This window comes from Kaustia mangrovi (genome assembly GCF_015482775.1).
In the GTDB taxonomy this organism is placed as follows: Bacteria; Pseudomonadota; Alphaproteobacteria; order Rhizobiales; family Im1; genus Kaustia; species Kaustia mangrovi.
Window position 1 is genome coordinate 4136069 of sequence record NZ_CP058214.1, and the last position, 22567, is coordinate 4158635.

Genomic DNA, 22567 nt, shown 5'->3' on the forward strand with positions numbered 1-22567 from the left:
TTATGGGCAATTTTATTCGATTGTTGTCCATTTCGTTTCACGTTAGCGTCATGGAAACGACACGAAATCCGGCTGAGACCGGCTGTCGATCCTGAGGGGATCCGAGCGATAACGGACGGACGAGGCGATATGGCCGATGTGCAGCTTCAGGCCACGGGAATCCGCAAGCTCTTCGGCGGGTTCGTGGCGCTCGACGACATCTCGATCGATATCGAGCGCGGCGAGTTCCTGACGCTGCTCGGCCCCTCCGGCTCGGGCAAGACCACCTTCCTCAACATCCTGGCGGGCTTCGAGGCGCCGACCGGGGGGCGGCTGCTCCAGGACGGCACCGACATCACGCACCGCCCGGCGGAGGAGCGCGATTTCGGCATGGTGTTCCAAGGCTATGCCCTGTTTCCCCACATGACGGTGGAGCGCAATGTCGCCTTCCCCTTGCGGGTGCGCAAGGTGGCGAAGGCGGAACAGGCCGAGCGCGTCGCCAAGGCGCTCGAGGTGGTGGGGCTGAGCGCCCATGCCGGCAAGCGCCCCTCCGAGCTGTCCGGCGGCCAGCAGCAGCGCGTCGCGCTCGCCCGCGCCATCGTCTTCGAGCCGGACATGCTGCTGCTCGACGAGCCGCTGTCGGCGCTCGACAAGAACCTGCGCGAACAGCTCCAGGAGGAGCTTCAGCGCATCCACCGCGAGATCCGCACGACCTTCGTCTTCGTCACCCACGACCAGAGCGAGGCGCTCGCCCTGTCGAGCCGGGTCGCGATCTTCAATCACGGCAGGCTCCAGCAGATCGGCGCGCCCGACGAGGTCTATACGCGGCCCGCCTCGCGCTTCGTCGCGGAGTTCCTCGGCCAGATCAACCTGTTCCCGCTGAGCGCGCCGCAGAATGCGGACGGCGTCGTCGCCGGCGGGTTCGCGGGGCGCACCCTGAAGGCGCCGGGCAAGGCGAACGGGGCGGGCGTGCTCCTGGGCGTGCGTCCGGAGCACGTGTCGATCGCGGAGAGGCCGGACGAGAATGCGAACGCCATAGAGGCTCAGATCACCGGCATCGCCTATCACGGCCCCACGGTCGCGGTGACGCTCGCGCCGAATGCCGGGGCGGAGGCGGCGTCGCTGTCGCTGACCCTGCCGGCGGAGATCTGGGCCATGGAGGGCTATGAGCGCGGCCGTTCGGTCTGGCTCACATGGCCTGTCGAGAAGGGGCTGGTGCTCGCCGCGGAGGACTGAGGCGCACCAGGGTGAACGCGTCCCGGGGCCCGGCCAAGGGCCTCAAGGACCCAACGGGAGAGGATGGAGACGATGGACAGCCGGTTTCAGAAGGATTGCATGGAGCTCCTCGTGGAGGAGACGGGCAAGGGCCGCATCGGCCGCCGCGATTTCGTGAAGGCCATGTCGGCGCTGCTCGCCGTGCCGCTCGTGCTGCGCTCGAAGATGGCCTATTCGGCCGCCGACCGCCTGGTGATCTGCAACTGGGGCGGCGACGCGATCAAGGCCTATGCGGAGGCGTTCGGCAAGGCCTTCACCGAGGCGACCGGCATCCCCGTGCGCATCGACGGCGCGGGCCCGACGGAGGGCGCGATCCAGGCGCAGTACGAGAGCGGCAACGTGACCTGGGATGTGGTGGATGCGGACGCCTTCACCTCCCTCACGCTCGGCCGCAAGGGCATGATGGAGCCCATCGACTATTCCATCGTCGACAAGGCGGCGGTGCGCGAGGGCGGGGCGCACGAATACGGCGCGGCGAGCTATTTCTTCAGCTATGTGCTGGCCTACGACACGGAGGCCTATGGCGACAATCCGCCGAAGAGCTGGGCCGACTTCTTCGACGCCGAGGCGTTCCCCGGCAAGCGCACCATGTACAAGTGGATGGTCGGCAATCTGGAGGCCGCGCTCATCGCCGACGGCGTGAAGCCGGAGGAGCTCTATCCGCTGGATGTCGACCGCGCCTTCGAGAAGCTCAAGGCGTTCCTGCCCCATGTCGTCTCCTTCTGGGGCTCGGGCGCGGCGAGCCAGCAGCTCCTGATGGAGGGCGAGGCGCAGATGGGCCTCGTCTGGAACACCCGCGCCATGGTCATGGAGCGCGACACGGAGGGCCGGATCGCCTTCGCCTTCGACGGCGGCCTCCTGAACGCGTCGAGCTGGGCGGTGATCAAGGGCAATCCGGCCGGCCCCAAGACGGCGATGGAGTTCATCGCCAGCGCGCAGGATCCGGAGCAGCAGGTCACCCTCCTGAAGCTCCTCGGCAACGGCCCGGCGAACCCGGCGGCGGCTGCGCTCGTGCCCGACGAGCTGAAGAAGTACGACTGCACCCAGCCCGACAATGTCGCCGTCCAGCACATGCTGGACGCGGAGTGGTACGCCGACAATTACGGTGCGACCCTCGACAAGTTCCTGACGCTTATCTCGAGCTGAGGGGGTGACGGGCGCCATGCAGTCCCGGGGCGAAATCCCCCTCACCCTCCCAGCGCTCGCGCGCCGGGCCCCTCCCTCTCCCGCAAGGGGAGAGGGGGAATGCCGGGCGATGCGGCAGGCGAACCCTCTCCCCCGCGGGAGAGGGAGGCGCCAAAGGCGCCGGGTGAGGGGGGTGTGAACCGATGACCGCCGCCGAGACACAGGCCCGCAAGCCGCTCAGCCGGCGCAGCGTCATGGAGTGGTGCCTGTTCGTCGCGCCGCTGCCCCTGTTCCTGGCTCTCGTCTATGCCCTGCCGCTGCTCGGCGTGGTCGGCTGGAGCCTCACCGATCCCGAGCCCGGCTTCGGCAACTATCAGAAGATCTTCACCGATCCGGCGATCCTCGGCATCTTCTGGCGCACGCTCCGGCTCTGCCTTATCGTCTCGCTCGTCTCGCTCGCGCTCGCCTATCTCATCGCCTATCACTGGGTGTTCGGCCCGCCGCTCAGGCAGCGTCTGATCGAGATCTGCGTCCTGATCCCGTTCTGGATCTCGGTGCTGATCCGCGCCTTCGGCTGGATCATCGTCCTGCGCAACAGGGGGCTGGTGAATGGCTGGCTCACGGATCTCGGACTGATCTCCGAGCCGCTCTCCATGGTGCGCAACGAGTTCGGCGTGGTCATCGGCATGGTGCACTTCATGGCGCCCTATGCGATCTTCCCGCTGGTCGCGACCATGCGCCAGATCGACCCACGCGTGATGTCGGCCGCGCGCGGCCTCGGCGCCGGCCCGGTGCGCCGCTTCGTGGAGGTGTTCTTCCCGCTCTCCATGCCGGGCGTCATCGGCGCGTTCTTCATCGTCTTCATCTTCTCGCTCGGTTTCTTCATCACACCCGCCATTCTCGGCGGCGGCCGGGTGGTGATGGTGGCGGAATATGTCTTCCTGCAGATGTCCCAGACGGCGAACTGGGGGCTCGGCGCCGCCCTGTCGGTCGTGCTGCTCGCGCTGGTGACCGTCCTCATCTGGGTGCTGCTCAAGATCACCCGTGTCGAGAAGCTGGTGAACTGATGCGTGCTGAACGGCCAGGCGGACCCTCCACCCTCATGGTCTACATGGCCATGGTGTTCCTGATCTTTCCGCTGCTCGCGATCATCCCGGTGTCGTTCACGCCGAAGCGCTTCCTGTCCATGCCGTCGGACGAGCTGTCGCTCAGGCACTACGAGGCGCTGGCGACGAGCCCGGAATGGCTGGGCTCCATCTGGCAGAGCCTCATGGTGGCGACGGCGAGCGCGGTGCTCGCGACCGTGCTCGCCGTGCTCTTCGCGCTCGGCATCTGGTATCGCCGGCCCAGGCTGACGCCGCTGCTCATCGGCTTCGTCATCCTGCCCATGGCGGTGCCGCCGATCATCTCCGCCATCGTGCTCTACTTCTTCGAGACGCGCATGGGTCTCTACGACACGCTGCCCGGCGTCATCCTCGCCCATACCGTGATCGTCGTGCCCTATGCGGTCATTACCGTGCTGGTTGTGCTGAGCCAGCTCGACCGGCGTATCGAGCGCGCCGCGCGCAATCTCGGCGCGTCGCTGTGGCAGACGACGGTCTTCGTCATCCTGCCCAATATCAAGGTCGGCATCGCTTCGGCCGGCTTCCTCGCTTTCGTGCTGTCGTGGGAGGAGATCGCGATCACGCTGTTCGTGACGAGCTTCGACGTCGTCACCCTGCCGCGGCGCATCTGGTCGGGCCTGCGTGACAATATCGATCCGGTCATCGCGTCGGTCTCTGTGGTACTCATCGCGCTGACGGTCGCCGCGGTCCTCGTCCGGACCGTTGCCGTCGGCATGAAGGCACGCAGGAACAAGGAGGCAAGTGCATGACGCGGTCCGATCTCAGGGTGAATGGCGAGCGGCTGTGGCGCCGGCTGATGGAAATGGCCGAGATCGGCGCGACCGAGAAGGGCGGCGTCTGCCGGCTGACCCTGACGGACGAGGACAGGCGCGGCCGCGACCTGTTCGCCAGATGGTGCGATGAGGCTGGTCTCCACATGGAGATCGACCGCATGGGCAACATGTTCGCCCGCCGCAAGGGCCGCTCCAACGGCCCGGCCGTGATGATGGGGTCCCATCTCGACAGTCAGCCCACGGGCGGCAAGTTCGACGGCGCGCTCGGCGTGCTTGCCGCGCTGGAGGTGATCGAGACGCTGAACGATGCGGGCGTGGAGACCGACGCGCCCATCGAGATCGTCAACTGGACCAACGAGGAGGGCGCGCGCTTCGCCCCCGCCATGGTGTCGTCGGGTGTCTATGCGGGCGTCTTCGACATCGAGGACGTCTACGCGATCGCCGACAAGGAGGGAAAGACCATCGGCGAGGAGCTGGAGCGCATCGGCTACAAGGGCGAGCGCCAGGTCGGCGGCCGCGACTGGCAGGCCTGCTTCGAGGTCCATATCGAGCAGGGCCCGATCCTGGAGGACAGGGGGCTGCCGGCGGGCGTCGTCGCGGGCGTCCAGGGCATGCGCTGGTACGACATCGTGGTCGAGGGCGACGAGGTCCATGCCGGCCCGACGCCCATGGACCGCCGCCGCGATCCCGTCCGCGCGCTCGCCGATGCGTTAAGCGCGATCTATGCCGATATCCCGAATTACGGCGAGTGGGCGCGTTTCACCGTCGGCGACCTGAAGGCCGAGCCCGGCTCGCGCAACACCGTTCCGGGCCGGGTGACCGCGACCGTGGATATCCGTCATCCCGACGACAAGGTGGTCGAAGAGATCGAGGCCGCGATGACGCGGATCGTGGCGGAGGCCGGCAAGCGCCACAATGTGGAGGCGCGCGTGGAGACGGTCTGGGCCTCGCCCGCGGTGAAGTTCGACGAGACCTGCGTCGCCTCCGTGCGCAAGGCGGCGGAGACCTGCGGGCTGGACACCATGGACATGGTGTCCGGCGCCGGACACGACTCCGTCTATATCGCGCGCGTCGCGCCGACCGCCATGATCTTCGTGCCGTCGAAGGACGGCATCAGCCACAACGAGGCCGAATATTCCGCGCCCGGCGACTGCGAGGCCGGCGCGAACCTTCTGCTCCACGCGGTCCTGGACCGGGCGGGGCACGACTGACGGGCGAGAGCCCGTTTTCCGCCGCCATGCCCACTCCATCCCGGGCATGGCGGCGGGCACGCTGTTTGGACCGGAGCAAGCCGGTCTTTGACAAGGAGAGAAACCCATGAACGAGATGACGCCGATTGCCGGGGACGATGCCTTTACCCTGAAGCGCAGGCGCGACGGCGGCGGCACGCCGGGCCTCAACGGCTGGGGATGCGCCAACGAGTATGACGTCCTGACCGACGTTCTGCTGGGCAAGCCCGACCATCTCAGGCATCTCTCCACGAGCTCGCTGTCGCGCAAGTATCTGCGCGAGGCGCCCTGCGACGTCGCCGTCGCCAAGGAACAGCACAAGGAGCTCGTAGCCGCTTACGAGCATTTCGGCGTTTCCGTGCACTACCACGAGCCGACGCCGGAGCTGCCCATGCAGGTCTATTCGCGCGATTCGAGCTTCATGACGCCCTATGGCGCCGTCATCACCAATATGTGCAACTGGTGGCGGCGCGGGGAGAACTTCGCCGCGATCCGCACCTATCAGGAGCTCGGCATCCCGATCTACGACATGGTGACGGCGGGCCTCTTCGAGGGGGGCGACTTCAACGTCATCGAGGATGGCGTGGTGCTCATCGGCTGCGGCGGCGAGCGCACCACCGAGGAGGGCGCGCTCCAGGTAAAGGACTGGTTCGACAAGGAAGGCTGGGAAACCCGGCTGGCCTTCTTCGATCCCTATTACGTCCATATCGACCTGATGGTCGTGATGATCGCGGAGAAGCTCGCCGCGGTCTGCCTCGACTGCACGCCGCCGGACGTCGTGGAGTGGCTGAAGGCGAAGAAGATCGACATCATCGACGTGCCGTTCCCGGATACGGTGACGCTCGGCTGCAACGTCATGTCGCTCGGCCGCGACCGCGTCATCGCGCCGAAGCACTCGCGGACCCTGATCGAGGCGCTGAAGGCGCGCGGCTTCGAGGTCGCCGACGTCGATATGAGCGAGATCTCCAAGACCGGCGGCGGCATCCACTGCATGGCGCAGGCACTGCGCCGCGTTCCGGCTTGACGCAGGGAGGGCGCGGGGCGATGCTTCGTGCCCTCACCATCCAGGATCAAGGGTCCAGGACCGCAACTCAACCGCCGTCAGTCCCGCCTTCGCGGGGGATGACGGCTTGGCGGCGCCCGACAAACCGGAACGATATCTCATGACGACCGTTGGCGAAGCATTGATCAGGCTGCTCGAAGGCTATGGCGTGGACACGGTCTTCGGCATTCCCGGCGTCCACACCGTGGAGCTCTATCGCGGGCTCGCCGAAAGCCCGATCCGGCATGTCACGCCGCGCCACGAGCAGGGTGCGGGCTTCATGGCCGACGGCTATGCGCGCGCCAGCGGAAAGCCCGGCGTGGCCTTCACCATCACCGGCCCGGGCGTGACCAATATCGCCACCGCCATGGGCCAGGCCTACGGGGACTCCATCCCCATGCTGGTGGTCTCCAGCGTCAATGCGCGCGCGACGCTCGGACGCGGCAGCGGCCAGCTCCACGAGCTGCCCTCGCAGCGCGCCGTGGCGGCAGGCGTCTCCGCCTTCAGCCACACGCTGCTCACGCCCGATGCCCTGCCGGAGGTGCTCGCGCGCGCCTTCACGCTGTTTGCCAGCGCCCGCCCGCGGCCCGTTCATCTTGAGATCCCGACCGACGTTTTCAGCCTGCCGGCGGACGGGCTCGACCTCACGCCGCGCCCGCTGCCCGGCCCGCCCGGCCCCAATGCCCGCGAGATCGGGCGCGCGGTGGAGCTTATCGCCAACAGCCGGTCGACCGTCCTGCTGGTCGGCGGCGGGGCCGTCGGCGCGGCGGTCGAGGTGCGCGCGCTCGCCGAGCGGCTCGACGCCGCCACCATGCTCACTACCAATGCGCGCGGCATCCTGCCGCCCGACCATCCCCTGCTCGCCAGTGGCCTCCAGTCGGTCGCCGAGGGTCGCCAGATGATCGCGGATGCCGATGTGGTGATCGCGGTGGGCACGGAGCTCGGCGTCACCGACTACGATTTCTCCTTCAACGACAAGCTGGCGTTCCGCCAGCCGCTCATCCGCATCGATATCGACCCGATGCAGGTTGCCGGCGAGCACCGGGCCGAGGTCGGCATCGTCTCGGATGCGGGCCTGGCCCTGTCGGCGCTCATGGAGGCGCTCGGCGAGGGCCGGTCGGCCAACGGCGCGGCCTCGCGCATCGCCGCCGCGGTCGATGCCGCGGAGGGGCGCTGGACCGACGCGCAGCGCACCATGTCGGCCGCGCTCGACACCATGCGCGACGCGCTCGGCGACCCGATTATCGTCGGCGACAGCACCAAGCCGATCTATCAGGGCTATTTCGGCTACCGGGCTTCCGGCCCGCGCGGCTGGTTCAACTCCTCCACCGGTTACGGCACGCTCGGCTATGCGCTGCCCGCGGCCATCGGCGCGAAGCTGTCCGCCGGCGACCGTCCGGTCGTGGCGCTGGCCGGCGACGGCGGCGCGCAGTTCACCCTGTCCGAACTCGCCACGGCGGCGCAGGACCGCATACCGGTCATCGCCGTCATGTGGAACAATAACGGCTACCGCGAGATCCGCGACGCTATGGAGAGCGCTCAGGTGAAGCCCATCGGCGTGGACGTCACGCCCCCCGATTTCCTCAAGACCGCGGATGCGGTGGGCATTCGCGCCTGCCGGGCCGCCTCGCTCGGCGATCTGGCGCAGGTTCTCCGCGATCATGGCGGCAGGGACGCGCCGCTGCTCGTCGAGATCGGGCCCGATATCGCGTCGTGACATGGGCGGGCAATGCCGCTAAGCATTGCCTGTGAACCGGCTCGCGATTGAGGGCGTTTGCAGGGTGGCAAGGCCAGACATGCGACTGGATGGCTCCACGATCCGCCTGGAGGCCGTCTCGCTGGACCGCGGCGGCCGGACGGTCTTCGACGATCTGTCGCTCGACCTTCCGGAGCCGCGTATCGGCCTCGTCGGCGATAACGGGTCCGGCAAGAGCACGCTGCTGAGGCTCATGAACGGCCTGCTCCTGCCCGACCGGGGCCGCGTGCTGGTCCATGGTCGCGAAACGGCGCGCCACCGCAAGGACCTGCCGTCCATCGCAGGCTTCATCTTCCAGAATCCGGACCACCAGATCATCTTTCCGACCGTCGTGGAGGAGATCGCCTTCGGTCTGCGCCATCGCGGGTTCGCCCGGCGCGAGGCGGAGCAGCGCGCCACCGCGCTCCTGGAGGAGACCGGGCGCGGAGATTGGGCGGACCGGCCCGTGCACGAGCTGTCCCAGGGCGAGAAACAGCTCGTCTGCATCCTCTCCGTGCTTGCCATGGAGCCCCGCGTCATCCTGCTGGACGAGCCCTTCTCCAGCCTCGATCTCGTGACCCGCGAGGCGATGGCGCGGAGGGTCCGGCGTCTCGACCAGCAGGTCGTGATGGCGAGCCACGAGCTCGACATGATCGCCGATTTCGACCGGGTGGTCTGGCTCGAGCGCGGCCGGGTCCGCGCCGACGGCACGCCGGGAGAGGTGCTCGCCGCCTATCGCCGCCATGCGCGCGAGGCCGGGGAGGTCATGGCATGATCAGTCTCTATCTCTGGCCGCCCGGCTGGGCGCACAGGATCCCCGCGGGCTGGAAGCTCCTGGCCCTGGCCATCGTCGGGGGCGTTATCTCCGTCACGGGCGATCCGGCCTGGCTTGCCGCGGCGCTTGCTGGCGTCGTCGCGCTCTATGCCTCGCTGGGCCTGCGCGCCCTGAAGGAGATCCGGCGCCTTGCGCCGCTTCTCCCCATCCTCGTGGCGATTGCCGGGTTCCACGCCGTGCTCGGCAACTGGCTGGACGGCGTCGTCGTCGTGGAACGGCTCGCGGTCATGGTGCTCGTGGCCAATGCCGTGACCATGACGACGCGCATGAGCGACATGCTCGATATCGTCTCGACGGTGCTCAAGCCGCTCGCGCGGGTCGGCGTGCCCGTTCCGGCGGTCGCCTTCGCGATCTCGCTGGTGGTGCGCTTCGTGCCCGTGTTGCTCAATCTTTGGCAGGACCGCGCCGAGGCCCACAGGGCGCGGACCGGCAAGCGGCCGTCATGGCGCGCGCTCGGCAGCTTCTTCCTCGATGCGGTGCGGCTTGCCGACCGGGTCGCGGAGAGTGTCGACGCGCGCGGCGGGCTGCCGGTCCTGCCGGCGTGACAGTCAGGATCAGGAGGAAAGTCGATCCCATGTCCATCTCGACCCGCTCGCTCGTTCATATCGCGCTCTATGCCGCCCTCGTGGGTGCGCTCGGCCTGTTTCCACGCATCGACATTCCGGTCGCCGGCGGTGTGCCGATCACCGCGCAGACGCTCGGCGTCATGATGGCCGGCATCATGCTCGGCGCGTGGCGCGGCGGTCTCGCGCTCGTTCTGTTCCTGATCGCGGTGGCGGTCGGCCTGCCGCTCCTGGCCGGCGGACGCGGCGGTCTCGGCGTGTTCTTCGGGCCATCGGTCGGCTTCCTGATCGGCTGGCCCCTGGGCGCCTTCGTGGCGGGCCTCATCATGGAGCGCACGCGGCGCTGGGGCGTGTTCCCGGCGGCGTTCACCGCGGCCATTCTGGGCGGCATCGTTGCGGTCTACGCCATCGGCGTGCCGATGCTCGCCTACAAGACCGACATGACGCTGGGCCAGGCGTTCCTCGCCTCCGCGGTCTTCCTGCCGGGCGATACGCTGAAGGCGCTGATCGCCGGGCTTGTCGCCGATTTCCTGGCGCGCGGCTATCCGTCCGCACTCATGTCGCGGAGTGCGCCGTCCAGGCCATGACGACGGTTGCCGCGCCGCTCGACGCCCTTGCCCGGGAGGCGCCCGGCGCCCCGGCGCTCACCGTCGGGGGCACGACCCTCGCGCGGCGCGACCTCGCCGCGACGCTGAAGCGCCTGGAGGGGGCGGTCGCAGCCCGCACGGCGCCGGGCGAGACCGTGGCGCTCGTCCTGCCCAACGGCTTCGCCCTGGCGCTCCTCTTCCTCGCCTGCGCCCGCACGGGCCGCGTGGCCGCCGTGCTCGACCGTGAATGGACACACCACGAGCGCGATGGTGTGCTCGCCGCCCTCGCGCCCCGTCTCGTCATCGCGGAGGAGGGCAATGCGGACATTCTCATGCCCTCCGGCGTGGGCCCCGAAGCCGTCGTCGCCGCCCTCGCACCGGACGGGGAGGGGGCGCCATGCCCGCCCCGCCCGCAGGACGCCTTCTATATCGGCTTCACCTCGGGCACGACGGGGCTCCCCAAGGGATACCGCCGCAGCCACGCCTCCTGGGTGGCGAGCTTCGAGGCGGGCGCGCGCGAATTCGCCATCGGCCCGCAGGACCATGTGCTGGCGCCGGGGGCCTTTACCCACTCGCTCTTCCTCTACGCTCTCGTCGACGGCCTGCAGCGGGGCGCCCATGTGACGGCGCTCGAACGCTTCCGCCCCCGCGCCGCGGTGGAGCGGCTCGCGGCCGGCGATGTGTCGGTGCTCTACGGGGTGCCGACCCAGCTTCGCCTCGTTCTGGAGGCCGCGCGCGGCAGGCGCTTTCCGTCGGTCCGCCTGATCCTCTCAAGCGGCGCGAAATGGCCGGCCGATCTCGGTGCCGAGGTCGCGCGCATCTTCCCCGGGGCGCGGCATGCGGAGTTCTACGGGGCCTCCGAACTCTCCTTCGTCGCGCTCGCCCGCAGCGGCGAGCCCGTGCCGGAGGGTTCCGTCGGACGGCCCTTTCCGGAGGTCGCGGTCACGATACGCGGTCCCGACGGCGCCAGCCTTCCGCCGGGGCGGGTCGGGCGGATCCATGTGGAGAGCCCCTTCCTGTTCGACGGCTATGCGGTCGGCGGCGGGGAGGGCGCCCTGCATCGCCACGGCAAGGCCCTGTCCGTCGGCGATCACGGCTGGCTGGACGAGGCGGGCTGGCTGTTCCTGGCGGGACGCGAGGGGCGCATGCTGGTGACCTCCGGCGTCAATGTCTATGCCGAGGAGGTGGAGCGCGTGCTTGAGAGCCATCCGGGCGTGGCTGCCGCCGTCGCGCTCGGCGAGCCGGACCGGCTGCGCGGCACCCGGCTCGTCGCCGTCGTCAGGCCAGGCGACGAGGCGCACCCGCCGGCCGCTTCCGCCCTGCGCGCCCATTGCCGCGACCGCCTCGCCGAGGCCAAGCGCCCGCGCCGGTTCCTCATGGCCCGCCGCTGGCCCCTGACGCGCTCGGGCAAGACGGATGCCGCCACGCTGGCCGACATGCTGGCGCGGTCCGATCCGGCGCTGGAGCCGCTGCCATGACGGTCCGGCCCGTCATCGCCGCGGCCAGGCGCACGGCGGTCGCCCCGCGCGGCGGCGCGTTCGCGCATCTCGGCGTCGATGCGCTCGCCGCACCGGTCATCGCGGCCTGCCTCGCCGATGCCGGGCTTGCGCCGGGCGATGTGGACCATGTGGTGCTCGGCAACGGGCTCTATGGCGGCGGCAATCCCGCGCGGTTCGCGAGCCTCGGCGCCGGCCTGCCGGAAACGGTGCCCGCCCTGACCTTCGATACGCAATGCTGCGCGGGGCTCGACGCCATTGCGCTTGCCGCCCGGCTCGTCGCCAGCGGGGCCGCGGAAACCGTCCTTGCCGGCGGTGTGGAGAGCTGGAGCCGCGCACCGATCCGCATGACGAGGCCGATTGCCGGGGAGGCTCCGGTCGCCTACGACCGCCCGCCCTTCGCGCCGGATGCGGCGAAGGATGTCGACATGACGGACGCCGCCGCCGCGCTCGCGGCTGCCCATGGCGTCACCCGCAAGGCCCAGGAAGCCTTCGCGGTGGAAAGCCACCGCCGCGCGCTCGCCGCACAGGGCGCGGGCCGGTTTGCGGGCGAGATCGTCGCGCAGGACCTGCCGCTTGGCTCGGATGCTTTCACGCGCAGATTGACGCCGGCGCTCTGCGCGCGCCTGCCCGCGATTGGCGGATCCACGCACCATGGAGAACGCTCACCCCCTCACCCGGCGCCTGGCCGATCCGCCTCGTTTTCCCTCTCCCCTGGCGGGAGAGGGAGGGACCCAGCGCCGGAAGGCGATGGGACGGTGAGGGGGCTCGCCCTGGCTGGGACACAGGACTGTGCGATCACCGCGGCGACGGCGGCCGTGGAGGCGGATGCCGCGGCGGTCGTGGTGGTGACGTCCAGGCGGCGCGCACCGCAGGGATTGGGGATCGTCGATGCGATCTCGCTCGGCGGCGATCCGGCCATGCCGGCCCTTGCGCCGGTGCCGGCCATCGCCGCACTTCTGGAGCGCAACGGGCTTGTGCCCGTCGATCTCGCGGCGGTGGAGCTGATGGAAGCCTATGCCGCCCAGGCGATGGTCGACATCTGCGAGACGGGGCTCGATCCCTCCCGGGTCAATCGCTGTGGCGGGGCGCTCGCGCGCGGCCATCCGATCGGTGCGTCGGGCGCCATCCTCGCCGTGCGCCTGTGGCATGAGCTGGCCGGGGAGGGCCCGGGCGCCATCGGCCTTGCCGCCATTGCCGGCGCCGGCGGACTGGCGAGCGCCATGCTGATCCGGCGCGAGCGTTGAACGCGCGTGGAGAAACCATTAAACCATTGGGGGAAGACAGTCCGGTTGCATCCCTCGTCACACCGTTCGCAACGAGTTCAAGCTGCAAGGAAACCATGCCATGAAGATCAAGTTCGCAAGGCCGGCTCCGCCGACCTCCGGTGTCCTCGTCCTTCTCGCCGGCGAGGGGGGCAAGCTCGGGCCCTTTGCAACTGAGATCGACAGGGCGACCGACGGCCAGATCGCGCGGGCGATGAAGGCGGCAGGCTTCGAGGGCAAGCGCGAGAAGGTGCTCGACATCGTCGCGCCGGCCGGGCTGAAGCTCGACCGGATCGTCGTGGTCGGCGCCGGCAAGCCGGGCGAGCTCGCCGCGGCCGATCTGGAAATGATCGGCGGGGCGGCCATGGGTGCCGTGGCGTCCGGGACCGCCAAGGATGCCGCCATCGCCGTCGACATCGATACCGGCGATGCCGTGAAGGCGGAGGAGGCCGCGGCCCTCATCGCCTCCGGCGCGCTTCTGCGCAGCTACAGCTTCGACAAGTACAAGTCCAAGGCGACCAGGGAGAAGGGAGCGAGGAAGACTCCGCCGAAGGCCCTGACCGTGATGACCGCGGCCACCGTGGCGGCGGCCAGGAAGGCCTTCGCGCCGCTCGACGCCATCGGCGGCGGCGTGGCGCTTGCCCGCGACCTCGTGAACGAGCCGGCGAATGTGCTCGACCCCGTCGCCTTCGCCAAGCAGGCCAAGGCGCTGGAGAAGCTCGGCGTGGAGGTGGAGATCCTCGAGCCCAAGCAGCTTGAGAAGCTCGGCATGCGCGCCCTGCTCGCCGTCGGCCAGGGTTCGGCCAACGAGTCCCGCGTCGCGGTGATGATGTGGAATGGCGGCAAGAAGAAGGACAAGCCCGTCGCCTTCATCGGCAAGGGCGTGACCTTCGATACGGGCGGCATCTCCATCAAGCCCGCGGGCGGCATGCAGGACATGAAGGGCGACATGGGCGGTGCGGCCTGCGTGACGGGCCTCATGCATGCGCTCGCCGCGCGCAAGGCCAAGGTCAACGCGGTGGGCGTCATCGGCCTTGTGGAGAACATGCCCGACGGCAACGCCCAGCGCCCCGGCGACATCGTCACCTCCATGTCCGGCCAGACCATCGAGATCCAGAACACGGATGCGGAGGGCCGGCTGGTGCTCGCCGACATCCTCTGGTATGCGCAGGACCGGTTCAAGCCGCAGTTCATGGTCAACCTCGCGACGCTGACGGGCGCGATCCTCGTCGCGCTCGGCAAGGAGCATGCGGGTCTGTTCTCCAACAACGACGCGCTCGCCGACCGGCTGTTCGCCTCCGGGGCGGCCACGCGCGAGAAGGTCTGGCGCATGCCGCTCGGGCCGGAATACGACAAGCTCATCGATTCCGACTTCGCGGACATGAAGAATGTCGGCGGCCGCAATGCCGGCTCGATCACCGCCGGCCAGTTCCTCCAGCGCTTCGTCAACGACACGCCCTGGGCCCATCTCGACGTCGCCGGCACGGCGATGGACAGTCCCAAGACCGCGATCAGCCAGAGCTGGGCGTCGGGCTGGGGCGTTCGGCTGCTTAACCATCTCGTCGCCGAGCACTACGAGAAATAGTCGTCGCGCCGGCGGGCGTTCCCGGGCGGCCGGATGGCCCGGCCCTCCGGGGGGTGCCCGCCCGTGCCCTTCGTTTTTGACAAATTCGTGACGCTCCCGGCTCCTGCAATGTCGGTGAGAGCCTATGCCGCCTTGCCGTCCCGTCTACAGTGATGGAGGTGAGGGGCGTTTCGTGCATGCGACGGGCCCCGTATCCAGGAGCGAGGTCGTGGAGTGGCGTCACATGCCGACCGCAGCCAGACATCGCCATCGCCCGGAGCACCCGGGGCGCTCCGCATGCCGGGAAACATGCGGCAGATGCCGCCGGCGACCGTCTCCGATTGTCAACACCTCAATGAACAAAGGACAAAAGTGCTGGGGCATGCCCTAGCCCAAGTCATTTACATGCATTAACGTGACCATGCGTTTTACGAGCGGGGCAGGGGAACGGAACCGGCGGCGTATAGTGTGCCCAGTCTGGCCTCCGATGTCCTGTGTACATCTCAAGGGAGAGGTGCCCATGTACCAAACAATAATGGTGCCGGTAGATCTGGCGCATGTCGAAAGGCTGGACAAGGCCCTGAAGACGGCGGCAGATCTGGCAAAGCACTATGGCGCGTCGGTCTGTTACGTCGGGGTTTCTACGGCGCAGCCCGGGGCCGTGGCCCATACGCCGCGGGAGTTTGCCGAAAAGCTCGAGCAGTTCGGCAAGGAGGAGGCGCAGAAGCGCGACGTGCAGGCGACCACCAAGGCCGTGATGAGCCACGATCCCTCGATCGATCTCGACGACACGCTCATGAAGGCCGTGAAGGAGACCTGTGCCGACCTGGTGGTCATGGCGTCCCACACGCCCGGCCTGCCGGAGCACATCTTCGCGTCGAATGCGGGCTATATGGCCTCGCATGCCGACGTGTCGGTCTTCGTGGTGCGCTAAGACCCGAAGCAGTCTCGAGACCCCGCGCGGGCCCGTTGGGGAAAGCCCGCCAGCGCTGAGAAACCCGGGGTCTGGAAGGGGAAACATGCGGAGCTGTCATGTCTGACACAGGAAATCCCGCGCCGGAAGGCGCCGCTGATATCATCGAGACCGATTACGAGATCGGTCAGGACAACGTTCAACCCCAGATCGGCCCGTTCGGCATGGACATCCATAACCCGGTGTTCATGATCTCCGGCCTGACGATCATCGCATTCGTGATCTTCACCCTGATCTTCAGGGCGGAGGCAGCGGAGTTCTTCGGCTGGCTCAGGCCGTTCCTGACATCGAACTTCGACTGGTTCTTCATCCTTGCCGGCGACATTTTCGTGCTGCTGTGCCTGTTCCTGATCGTCTCGCCCTATGGCAGCGTCAGGCTGGGTGGTCAGGACGCGACGCCGGACTATTCCTATAGCGGCTGGTTCGCGATGCTGTTCGCCGCCGGCATGGGCATCGGGCTCATGTTCTACGGGGTGTCGGAGCCGATCTCCCATTTCACCTCGTCATTCGCGGAAGGCGCCGGCTCGCCGGACAGTTGGGCACCGCTTTCCGGCGCGGCCGGCGATGCGGAAGCCGCCCGCCGCCTGGGCATGGCGGCGACCATCTACCATTGGGGCCTGCATCCCTGGGCGATCTATGCGGTGGTTGCGCTCGCGCTCGCGCTGTTCGCCTACAACAAGGGCCTGCCGCTCACCGTGCGGTCGATCTTCTACCCGATCTTCGGCGAGAGGGTCTGGGGCTGGACCGGCCATGTCATCGACACGCTGGCCGTCTTCGCCACCCTGTTCGGGCTGTCGACCTCGCTGGGCTTCGGCGCGGAGCAGGCCAATGCGGGCCTTGAGTTCCTGTTCGGCATTCCGGTCAGCGATGCCTCCAAGGTCTTCCTGATCACCGGGATCACGGGCGTCGCGCTCATCTCGGTGGTCGCCGGCCTGGACGCGGGCGTGAAGCGTCTGTCGGAGATCAACATGGTGCTCGCCGCGCTGCTGTTGCTCTTCGTGATCGCGGTCGGGCCCACCCTGGTGATCCTCACGGGCTTCTTCGGAAATCTCCTGGCCTATGCGGAATACCTGCCGGCGCTCGCCAACCCGTTCGGGCGCACCGACGCCAACTTCTCGCAGGGCTGGACGTCCTTCTACTGGGCGTGGTGGATCTCCTGGTCGCCCTTCGTGGGCATGTTCATCGCCCGTGTCTCGCGTGGCCGTACGGTCCGGGAGTTCATCACCTGCGTGCTGATCATCCCGTCGGTCGTCTCCGTCCTGTGGATGACGGCTTTCGGCGGCACGGCGATCACCCAGATCGTCGCCGACGGCTATCAGGGCGTGGCGGAGGCCGCTCTCGAGCTCAAGCTCTTCATCATGCTGGAGCAACTGCCGCTCGCCTTCATCACCTCGTTCATCGGAATCGTGCTGGTCATCGTGTTCTTCGTGACCTCGTCGGACTCCGGGTCGCTGGTGATCGACACGATCACCGCCGGCGGCAAGGTGGATGCGCCCGTGCCGCAGCGTGTGTTCTGGGCGATATTCGAGGGGCTCGTGGCGATCGCGCTGCTGCTCGGCGGCGGCCTCGGATCGCTGCAGGCGGCGGCGGTCTCGACCGGCCTGCCCTTCACCTTGGTGCTGCTGCTCGGTTGCTACGCCATCCTCAAGGGGCTTGCGAGCGAGCCGCGCGGCAAGACGGTGCCGGCGGAAAACCAGTAGCCGGATCTAAGAGGCGGGGCCCCAAGGCCCCGCCTCGCCCCTGCATACGGGCGGGTCTGCCCGTATGCGGCAGGCGACGCGAACTGCCAGCTTGACGGAAGGCGGCGAATGCCGCTTCCATGCCCTCCATGACCGAGGTGCTGTTCTATCATCTGGAGCGCCAGCCCCTGGAGCGGGTCCTGCCGACGCTCCTGGAAAAGACGCTCGAGCGCGGCTGGCGCGCCGTTGTCCAGGCGGCGAGCGAAGAGCGCATCGAGGCCCTGTCGACCGCCCTGTGGACCTATCGCGACGATTCGTTCCTGCCCCACGGGGCCGCGCGCGACGGCAATGCCGCCCTCCAGCCGGTCTGGCTGACGGCAGAGGCGGACAATCCGAACGGGGCCAATATCCGCTTCCTCGTCGACGGATCGGACACCGACGACATTTCCGGCTACGACCGCGCGGTCTATCTGTTCGACGGCCATGACGGCGATGCCGTCGCCAGGGCGCGCGAGCAATGGAAGGCGGCCCGGGCGAAGGGCTACGAGGTCACCTACTGGCAACAGGCACAGACGGGGCGCTGGGAACGCAAGGCATGAACGCCCCGGCGGCCGAAACGGAGAGAACGCGGTGAGCGAGAAACTGCCCTACAGGCTCCTGACCGGTCCGGACGACCGCAGCTTCTGCGAGAAGGTCTCGCGGGCCATCGAGGACGGCTACATCCTCTACGGTCCGCCTTCGATGACCCATGACGGCGAGCGCGTGGTCTGCGCGCAGGCCGTGATCCTGCCGCATATCGCGACGGCCGGGGGCTGAGGGCGCCCGGGTCCGGGCCTCGCCCTCCTGCCTATCGGATGTCCCCGAAATCGCCATGCCGGCCCTTGCCGGCCGCGAACCGGGCCGCGCCCTGGCGGCCCTCGCGCTCAAGCGCCTCCATGCCGTTGCGCCATTCGCGCTCCATCGCGTCCCAGACCTCGTGACCCTGCTGGAGATACAGGGAGCGGCGGTCTGCGCGCAGGCAGATCTGCGGGAAGCGGGCGATCTCGCGGGCATAGGCTTCGGCCTCCTCCCGCACCGTGCCGTCCGCCACGACGCGTGCGGCAAGCCCGATATCGAGACATTCGCGCGCCGGCACCTTGCGGCCGGTGAGTACGATATCCATGGCGCGCGACAGGCCCACCAGGCGCGGCAGACGCACCGTGCCGCCATCGATCAGGGGCACGCCCCAGCGCCGGCAATAGACGCCGAGATAGGCCGTCTCCTCCATGATGCGCACGTCGCACCACAGGGCGAGCTCCATGCCGCCGGCAACCGCGGGGCCCGCGACCGCGCCGATGACCGGCTTCGACAGCATGAGGCGCGACGGGCCCAGGGGGCCGCGGGGCAGGGCGGAGCCATTGCCGGGCGCGCGGTCTGAGGGGAAGTCCAGCTTGCGCACCTCCGGCATGTCGTCGGCAAGATCGCCGGCATATTTGAGGTCCCATCCGGCGCAGAACGCGCCGCCCTCGCCATAGAACACGGCGACCGCCGCCTCGTCGTCCGCGTCGAAGGCGAGAAACGCCTCCTGCAGCGCGTCCGCGCTCTCCGGGTCCATGGCATTTCGCGCCTCCGGTCGGCAGTGGACGATTGTCCAGACCGGACCGTTCCTCTCGATACTGACCGTCATGATGTCGGACCTCCCTGTTTCGTGGCGATGGACAGGCCCCGCCACTCCATCGCAGGATGGTCGGCGATGCAACGTTGCAGGAGGGGCGCGAAGGGGGCGCTGCCTTGGGCCTTGCGCGCCGTGGCGCATGGCCGGTCGATGGTTCAGGAGGTTCCCGCCCATGTCTCGCCAAACCCCTCAAACCGGTCTCATCGTCGGCGCCGGTGCGGGCCTGAGCGCCTCGCTCGCCCGCGCCTTCGCCAGGGAGGACATCAAGACCGCGCTGGCCGCGCGCAATCCCGACGACCTCGCCGACCTCTGCGCGGAGACCGGCGCGCGCGCCTTTTCCTGCGATGCGTCCCGGGCGGACGAGGTGGAGGCCCTGTTCGCCGCGCTCGATGGCGGGTTCGGGCTGCCGGACGTGGTCGTCTACAACCCCTCCAGGCGCTTGCGGGGTGCGGTGGTCGATCTCGATCCGGCAGAGGTCGAGGAGGCGCTGCGGATCACCGCCTTTGGCGGCTTCCTCGTCGCCCGGCAGGCGGCTCGGTGCATGCTGGAGAAGGGCGGCGGCACGATCATGTTCACCGGCGCGTCGGCGAGCGTGAAGGGCTATGCGCAATCGGCGCCGTTCGCCATGGGAAAATTCGCCCTGAGGGGGCTAGCCCAGAGCCTCGCCCGCGAGCTGCATCCCCGCAATATCCACGTCGCCCACATCGTCATCGACGGGTCCATCCGCAATCCGGGCCGCCAGGAGCCGGACGACGCGCCCGACAGCATGCTGTCCCCCGACGCCATTGCGGAGGCCTATGTCGCGCTCCTGAAGCAGGACCGCTCCGCATGGAGCTGGGAGATCGAGCTGCGCCCCTGGGTGGAGCGGTTCTGAGGGGAGAGGGCGCGACAAAACTCGCATCCCCTCACCCGGCGCCTCTGGCGCCACCCTCTCCCGCAAGGGGAGAGGGTTCTCTTGGGGCCGCTTTCTTCGTTCCCTCTCCCCTTGCGGGAGAGGGAGGGGCCCATTGTGCAAGCAATGGGAGGGTGAGGGGGCTTTGTCCTACGACGCGACGGCCTCTTCGTGGGCCGCCTCGAGCTCGGTGCTGGCCTCCAGCCACTCCTCCTCCGCATCCTCGAGCTGCTTGGCGAGGCGCCCATGCTCATAGGCGGCGGCGCGGGCATCCTCGGGAGCCGTCTCGTAGAGCGACGGATCGGCGAGGCGTTCGTCGAGCGCCTCGATCTCGCGCCGGATCTTCGCCATGCGTTTCTCGACCCTCTCCACCCGGCGCTTCAGCGGCGCGACGCGGGCGCGCGCCTCCGCGCCCGCGCGGCGGCGGTCCTGCGCGCTCATGGCGGGCTGCGTCGATTCAATCTGCGAAATCGTTGAATCGGCCTGCGAGCTGTCCGCGCCATCCCCTTGGGATGACTCCTCCTTCTGCCGGCGCTCGGCGCGCGCCTTGCCGAGAATGAGGCGCGTATAGTCGTCGAGGTCGCCCTCGAACGACTTGACCGTGCCGTCGGCGACGAGCCAGAGACGGTCGGCGGAGGCCTCGATCAGGTGGCGGTCGTGGCTGATCATGATCACCGCGCCCTCATACTCGTTCAGCGCCCTGACGAGGGCCGCCCGGCTGTCGATGTCGAGATGGTTGGTGGGCTCGTCGAGCAGCAGGATATGCGGTCCCTTGAAGGCCGCGAGCATGAGCGTGAGGCGCGCCTTCTCGCCGCCCGACAGGGTCTCCACCCTGTTGTCGGCGAGGCGTTCGCCGAAGCCGAAGGCGCCGAGCTTCGCCCGCCGCTGGGCTTCCGTCGCCTCCTCCATCAGGGCACGGATATAGTCGTAAGGCGTCATGCCGGCATTGAGCGCGTCCACCTGGTGCTGCGCGAAATAGCCGACCTCCAGCCGCTTGTGATGGCGCATGGCGCCCGACTGGACGGAGAGCTTGCCCGCGATCAGCTTGGCGAAGGTCGACTTGCCGTTGCCGTTGGAGCCGAGAAGCGCGATCCGGTCGTCGGGGTCGATGCGCAGGTCGAGGCCCCTGAGGATGGGTTTGCCGGGCTCGTAGCCGACGGCGGCGTCCTCGAAGCGGATGAGCGGCGGATTGAGCGCGCGTTGCGGCTCGGGGAAGTGGAAGGGCGCGACGTCGGTCTCCACCACGGTGGTCACGGGCTGCATGCGCTCCAGCATCTTCAGCCGGCTTTGCGCCTGGCGCGCCTTGGAGGCCTTCGCGCGGAACCGGTCCACGAAGGACTGGATGCGCCGGCGCTCGTCGTCCTGGCGCTTCTTCATCTTCAACTGACGCGCCTGCTCCTCCGCGCGGGTGCGCTCGAACCGGTCGTAATTGCCGGCATAGAGCGTCAGCCGGCCCTGGTCGAGATGCAGGATGCTCTGCGGCACGGCGTTCAGGAGGTCGCGGTCGTGGCTGACGATGATGACCGTGTAGGGGTAGGACCTCAGATAGCTTTGCAGCCACAGCGTGCCCTCGAGGTCGAGATAGTTGGTCGGCTCGTCGAGGAGCAGCACGTCGGGTGCGGCGAACAGGGCCGCGGCCAGCGCGATGCGCATGCGCCAGCCGCCGGAGAAGGACGAGCAGGGACGGTCCTGCACCGCCTCGGGAAAGCCGAGGCCGGCGAGGATCGTCGCCGCGCGCGCCGGCGCGGAATGGGCGTCGATATCGGCAAGCCGGGTGTGGATCTCCGCGATGCGGTGGGGATCGGTGGCGGTGTCCGCCTCCGCCATCAGGCGCGTGCGCTCCGTGTCGGCGGCCAGCACCACGTCGATAATCGGCTCCGGCCCGCCGGGCGCCTCCTGGGCGACCTGGCCGATGCGTGCATTGCGCGGCACGCTCACGCTGCCGGCATCGGGCGCGAGACCCCCGGTGATGATCTTCAGGAGCGTGGACTTGCCCGTCCCGTTGCGCCCGACGAGGCCCACACGGTGGCCTGCGGGGATGGCGGCGGTCGCGTCCTGGAGGAGGGTGCGGCCCTCGATGCGGTATGTCAGCGCGTTGATGTGGAGCATGACGGCTTGATCTGGTGGAAATTCTCCCTCCGGTCAAGCCCTCCGGCGCCGCGAAGGGGGGCGCCGGCCCGGTTCGCACACGCCGTCTTGATGGCCGAAGGCGGCACCGCTATAAGGCGGCAACCCTTCAATCCTCAAGTCTAACCTCTAAGGACATCCATGATGGCGACCGAGCGTACCCTCTCGATCATCAAACCCGACGCGACCGCCCGCAACATCACCGGCAAGATCGTCGACAAGCTGGAAAGCGCCGGCCTGCGCGTCGTGGCGCAGAAGCGCGTGAAGTGGAGCCAGGCGGACGCGGAGGCCTTCTACGCCGTGCACAAGGAGCGCCCCTTCTTCAACGACCTCGTCGCCTTCATGACCTCCGGCCCGATCGTGCTGCAGGTGCTGGAGGGCGAGGACGCCGTGGCGAAGAACCGCGAGGTGATGGGCGCGACCAACCCGGCCGATGCCGCCGAAGGCACGATCCGCAAGGCGTTTGCGGAGAATATCGAGCGCAACTCCGTCCACGGCTCCGACAGCTCGGAGAATGCGGAGAAGGAAATCGCCATGTGCTTCAAGGCCGACGAGATCGTCGGCTGACCGCCAGCCGCGATTTGCGACCTCTCGAATGCCCGGGCCCCGCGCCCGGGCATTTTCGTTTTCGGCGCATGTGCCATTCTGTC

Annotated in this window: 21 protein-coding genes; 19 read left to right on the forward strand and 2 right to left on the reverse strand. The window is 68.6% G+C overall.

All coding sequences use genetic code 11. From position 1 onward, the window contains the following. Positions 1 to 129: 129 nt before the first annotated feature. The 17 genes from HW532_RS19605 to HW532_RS22270 all read left to right on the forward strand — a co-directional run bounded on the left by HW532_RS19605 (position 130) and on the right by HW532_RS22270 (position 18060). The gene (locus tag HW532_RS19605; RefSeq protein ID WP_213162076.1) at positions 130 to 1215 is read left to right on the forward strand and encodes an ABC transporter ATP-binding protein; all 1086 of its coding nucleotides are present in this window, start codon (positions 130 to 132) and stop codon (positions 1213 to 1215) included. Between the two features lie 72 nt (positions 1216 to 1287). Beyond that, the gene (locus HW532_RS19610) at positions 1288 to 2400 is read left to right on the forward strand and encodes an ABC transporter substrate-binding protein (protein WP_213162077.1); all 1113 of its coding nucleotides are present in this window, start codon (positions 1288 to 1290) and stop codon (positions 2398 to 2400) included. 233 nt (positions 2401 to 2633) lie between these two features. Further along, on the forward strand, positions 2634 to 3446 hold the full coding sequence (locus tag HW532_RS19615) for an ABC transporter permease (RefSeq protein WP_213164659.1): 813 nt from the start codon (positions 2634 to 2636) through the stop codon (positions 3444 to 3446). Beyond that, complete coding sequence (locus HW532_RS19620; protein WP_213162078.1) at positions 3446 to 4252, forward strand: ABC transporter permease; 807 nt, start codon at positions 3446 to 3448, stop codon at positions 4250 to 4252. The genes HW532_RS19615 and HW532_RS19620 overlap by 1 nt, the downstream gene beginning before the upstream one ends. After that, entirely contained in the window at positions 4249 to 5487 is a 1239-nt protein-coding gene (locus tag HW532_RS19625) for a Zn-dependent hydrolase (protein WP_213162079.1), read from the forward strand. Before HW532_RS19620 ends, HW532_RS19625 begins: the two co-directional genes overlap by 4 nt. A 106-nt stretch (positions 5488 to 5593) precedes the next feature. After that, complete coding sequence (locus HW532_RS19630; protein ID WP_246479322.1) at positions 5594 to 6529, forward strand: dimethylarginine dimethylaminohydrolase family protein; 936 nt, start codon at positions 5594 to 5596, stop codon at positions 6527 to 6529. A 139-nt stretch (positions 6530 to 6668) separates the two neighbouring features. Then, positions 6669 to 8264: a 5-guanidino-2-oxopentanoate decarboxylase gene (locus tag HW532_RS19635; protein WP_213162080.1), complete on the forward strand. Its 1596-nt coding sequence runs from the start codon at positions 6669 to 6671 to the stop codon at positions 8262 to 8264. A 79-nt stretch (positions 8265 to 8343) separates the two neighbouring features. Then, entirely contained in the window at positions 8344 to 9057 is a 714-nt protein-coding gene (locus HW532_RS19640) for an energy-coupling factor ABC transporter ATP-binding protein (protein ID WP_213162081.1), read from the forward strand. Then, a complete protein-coding gene (locus tag HW532_RS19645; protein WP_213162082.1) occupies positions 9054 to 9662 on the forward strand; it encodes an energy-coupling factor transporter transmembrane component T family protein in 609 nt (202 codons plus the stop codon). Before HW532_RS19640 ends, HW532_RS19645 begins: the two co-directional genes overlap by 4 nt. Before the next feature lie 29 nt (positions 9663 to 9691). After that, positions 9692 to 10267 (forward strand): biotin transporter BioY, encoded by a 576-nt coding sequence (locus HW532_RS19650; protein ID WP_213162083.1) that lies wholly within the window; start codon positions 9692 to 9694, stop codon positions 10265 to 10267. Next, on the forward strand, positions 10264 to 11745 hold the full coding sequence (locus tag HW532_RS19655) for an AMP-binding protein (protein ID WP_213162084.1): 1482 nt from the start codon (positions 10264 to 10266) through the stop codon (positions 11743 to 11745). The genes HW532_RS19650 and HW532_RS19655 overlap by 4 nt, the downstream gene beginning before the upstream one ends. After that, on the forward strand, positions 11742 to 13010 hold the full coding sequence (locus HW532_RS22265; protein ID WP_246479323.1) for a thiolase family protein: 1269 nt from the start codon (positions 11742 to 11744) through the stop codon (positions 13008 to 13010). Before HW532_RS19655 ends, HW532_RS22265 begins: the two co-directional genes overlap by 4 nt. A 100-nt stretch (positions 13011 to 13110) precedes the next feature. Then, a complete protein-coding gene (locus HW532_RS19665) occupies positions 13111 to 14613 on the forward strand; it encodes a leucyl aminopeptidase (protein WP_213162085.1) in 1503 nt (500 codons plus the stop codon). A gap of 499 nt (positions 14614 to 15112) precedes the next feature. Continuing rightward, the gene (locus HW532_RS19670) at positions 15113 to 15526 is read left to right on the forward strand and encodes a universal stress protein (protein ID WP_213162086.1); all 414 of its coding nucleotides are present in this window, start codon (positions 15113 to 15115) and stop codon (positions 15524 to 15526) included. 98 nt (positions 15527 to 15624) lie between these two features. Beyond that, positions 15625 to 17265, forward strand: coding sequence for a BCCT family transporter (locus tag HW532_RS19675; RefSeq protein WP_213162087.1), 1641 nt, complete (start codon positions 15625 to 15627; stop codon positions 17263 to 17265). Between the two features lie 128 nt (positions 17266 to 17393). Beyond that, complete coding sequence (locus HW532_RS19680) at positions 17394 to 17843, forward strand: DNA polymerase III subunit chi (protein WP_213164662.1); 450 nt, start codon at positions 17394 to 17396, stop codon at positions 17841 to 17843. A 31-nt stretch (positions 17844 to 17874) separates the two neighbouring features. Next, complete coding sequence (locus HW532_RS22270; protein WP_246479324.1) at positions 17875 to 18060, forward strand: DUF1737 domain-containing protein; 186 nt, start codon at positions 17875 to 17877, stop codon at positions 18058 to 18060. A 31-nt stretch (positions 18061 to 18091) separates the two neighbouring features. Here HW532_RS22270 and HW532_RS19690 read toward each other — a convergent pair whose 3' ends face one another. Beyond that, entirely contained in the window at positions 18092 to 18910 is an 819-nt protein-coding gene (locus tag HW532_RS19690) for a crotonase/enoyl-CoA hydratase family protein (RefSeq protein WP_213162088.1), read from the reverse strand. A 160-nt stretch (positions 18911 to 19070) separates the two neighbouring features. Here HW532_RS19690 and HW532_RS19695 point away from each other — a divergent pair, with 160 nt between their 5' ends. Beyond that, positions 19071 to 19772, forward strand: a complete 702-nt coding sequence (locus HW532_RS19695; RefSeq protein ID WP_213162089.1) for an SDR family NAD(P)-dependent oxidoreductase — start codon at positions 19071 to 19073, stop codon at positions 19770 to 19772. Between the two features lie 168 nt (positions 19773 to 19940). Here HW532_RS19695 and HW532_RS19700 read toward each other — a convergent pair whose 3' ends face one another. Continuing rightward, complete coding sequence (locus HW532_RS19700; protein WP_213162090.1) at positions 19941 to 21899, reverse strand: ABC-F family ATP-binding cassette domain-containing protein; 1959 nt, start codon at positions 21897 to 21899, stop codon at positions 19941 to 19943. A gap of 162 nt (positions 21900 to 22061) precedes the next feature. Between HW532_RS19700 and ndk the strand changes: the two genes are divergently transcribed. Continuing rightward, entirely contained in the window at positions 22062 to 22484 is a 423-nt protein-coding gene (ndk, locus tag HW532_RS19705; RefSeq protein ID WP_213162091.1) for a nucleoside-diphosphate kinase, read from the forward strand. Positions 22485 to 22567 lie beyond the last annotated feature (83 nt).

Coding starts and splice junctions, on each gene's coding strand:
- HW532_RS19605 (WP_213162076.1), top strand. CDS start 130: ATGGCCGATGTGCAGCTTCAGGCCACGGGAATCCGCAAGCTCTTCGGC.
- HW532_RS19610 (WP_213162077.1), top strand. CDS start 1,288: ATGGACAGCCGGTTTCAGAAGGATTGCATGGAGCTCCTCGTGGAGGAG.
- HW532_RS19615 (WP_213164659.1), top strand. CDS start 2,634: ATGGAGTGGTGCCTGTTCGTCGCGCCGCTGCCCCTGTTCCTGGCTCTC.
- HW532_RS19620 (WP_213162078.1), top strand. CDS start 3,446: ATGCGTGCTGAACGGCCAGGCGGACCCTCCACCCTCATGGTCTACATG.
- HW532_RS19625 (WP_213162079.1), top strand. CDS start 4,249: ATGACGCGGTCCGATCTCAGGGTGAATGGCGAGCGGCTGTGGCGCCGG.
- HW532_RS19630 (WP_246479322.1), top strand. CDS start 5,594: ATGAACGAGATGACGCCGATTGCCGGGGACGATGCCTTTACCCTGAAG.
- HW532_RS19635 (WP_213162080.1), top strand. CDS start 6,669: ATGACGACCGTTGGCGAAGCATTGATCAGGCTGCTCGAAGGCTATGGC.
- HW532_RS19640 (WP_213162081.1), top strand. CDS start 8,344: ATGCGACTGGATGGCTCCACGATCCGCCTGGAGGCCGTCTCGCTGGAC.
- HW532_RS19645 (WP_213162082.1), top strand. CDS start 9,054: ATGATCAGTCTCTATCTCTGGCCGCCCGGCTGGGCGCACAGGATCCCC.
- HW532_RS19650 (WP_213162083.1), top strand. CDS start 9,692: ATGTCCATCTCGACCCGCTCGCTCGTTCATATCGCGCTCTATGCCGCC.
- HW532_RS19655 (WP_213162084.1), top strand. CDS start 10,264: ATGACGACGGTTGCCGCGCCGCTCGACGCCCTTGCCCGGGAGGCGCCC.
- HW532_RS22265 (WP_246479323.1), top strand. CDS start 11,742: ATGACGGTCCGGCCCGTCATCGCCGCGGCCAGGCGCACGGCGGTCGCC.
- HW532_RS19665 (WP_213162085.1), top strand. CDS start 13,111: ATGAAGATCAAGTTCGCAAGGCCGGCTCCGCCGACCTCCGGTGTCCTC.
- HW532_RS19670 (WP_213162086.1), top strand. CDS start 15,113: ATGTACCAAACAATAATGGTGCCGGTAGATCTGGCGCATGTCGAAAGG.
- HW532_RS19675 (WP_213162087.1), top strand. CDS start 15,625: ATGTCTGACACAGGAAATCCCGCGCCGGAAGGCGCCGCTGATATCATC.
- HW532_RS19680 (WP_213164662.1), top strand. CDS start 17,394: ATGACCGAGGTGCTGTTCTATCATCTGGAGCGCCAGCCCCTGGAGCGG.
- HW532_RS19690 (WP_213162088.1), bottom strand. CDS start 18,910: ATGACGGTCAGTATCGAGAGGAACGGTCCGGTCTGGACAATCGTCCAC.
- HW532_RS19695 (WP_213162089.1), top strand. CDS start 19,071: ATGTCTCGCCAAACCCCTCAAACCGGTCTCATCGTCGGCGCCGGTGCG.
- HW532_RS19700 (WP_213162090.1), bottom strand. CDS start 21,899: ATGCTCCACATCAACGCGCTGACATACCGCATCGAGGGCCGCACCCTC.
- ndk (WP_213162091.1), top strand. CDS start 22,062: ATGGCGACCGAGCGTACCCTCTCGATCATCAAACCCGACGCGACCGCC.